This is a genomic window from Allofournierella massiliensis (genome assembly GCF_004345265.1).
In the GTDB taxonomy this organism is placed as follows: Bacteria; Bacillota; Clostridia; order Oscillospirales; family Ruminococcaceae; genus Allofournierella; species Allofournierella massiliensis.
On record NZ_SLUM01000076.1, the window covers coordinates 1 to 1,181 of the forward strand.

Sequence of the window (1,181 nt, forward strand, 5' to 3'; positions counted from 1 at the left end):
ACCCGCTTCTATTGTAGCAAAAGGAGGTTCTTTTTTACCGTTTCAACGCTCGTGCTCTTCTCGTCCACAAGCATAGCTTGTGGTTTTCTAGTTAATAAAAAGAACACCCGGCTTGCTCCGGGTGTTCTTTTTTGTACTTATCAGGAACCTGTCCGCTTATTCAGCAGCCGCTTCGCCTTCCGGCTGGGCATTCTGCTGCACACGATCGATAATCAGCTCGTAGCCGCCGTTGCCATACTGGATGCAGCGGTTAATACGGCTGATGGTAGCCGTGCTGATCTCCACGCTCTTCACGATCTGCTCATAGGTCTTGCCGTCCAGCAGCATCTTCGCAGCCTCCAGGCGCTGAGCCATATCGGCCAGCTCCTTCATGGTACACAGATCTTCGAAAAAGGTATAGCACTCTTCCATGCTCTGCAAAGAAAGGATGGCCTCGAACAACGCGGTGGTCGCGGGGTTTCTCAGATGATTCTTGTCAGCCATTACGCACCTCACAATTGCTTTCTTGTTTTATTTGACTAAAGTGTATCACATAAAATCCCAAAAAGCAAGCCCGCATCATGGAATTTTTACGTTAATTTACACAAAACTTTTGCTCATTTTGCCCAGTGGTAACGGGCAAAAAAACAGAGCCTGCCCCGCCTTCTTCAAACGGACGGCTCTGCTGTCTTATGAGCAGGAATTATTTTAGCACGACTTTTTGCCAATTGCAAGTGATTTGGTCGAATTAACACTTTATTATTGCAAATTAGTACATTGCAACAATGTGTATGTGCCAAAAGGACAAAAATTCCAATAAAAAATGGATCCGAAACGTTTTTCTCCTGTTACAGGCTCCGATCCGGATGCAGCTCACCCCCGGCAAATTACCTGGTCAGCTCTGCTCTTGCGCATGCCGTTCCGGTTGTTTTTCTCTCCTTCCGCCCGCTTCCGGCCCGGAAGAGAAAACTGCGCAATGCTTTTGTAAACTGGCCTCTCAATGTAAAAAAAGAGCGGTGCTCATAATGAGCACCACTCTTTCAGCCTGTAGAAAAACCTGCTTTGGCAATCAGGCCAGAGCAGGTTTTCTGTTTGAAAACAAGAAGGCAGGTGGAAAAAGCAGTGAAATGTCAGGCGCATTTTCGCGCAATCTGGACCGTTTGCCGCCATCCGGTGCCGGATGGCGGCCATTCCATTTCCAG

Annotated in this window: 1 protein-coding gene; it reads right to left on the reverse strand. The window is 47.8% G+C overall.

Features of this window, described 5'->3' with window-relative positions; translation table 11 throughout:
• Positions 1-156 precede the first annotated feature (156 nt).
• Positions 157-483 (reverse strand): YerC/YecD family TrpR-related protein, encoded by a 327-nt coding sequence (locus EDD77_RS17905; protein WP_058966468.1) that lies wholly within the window; start codon positions 481-483, stop codon positions 157-159.
• Positions 484-1,181 lie beyond the last annotated feature (698 nt).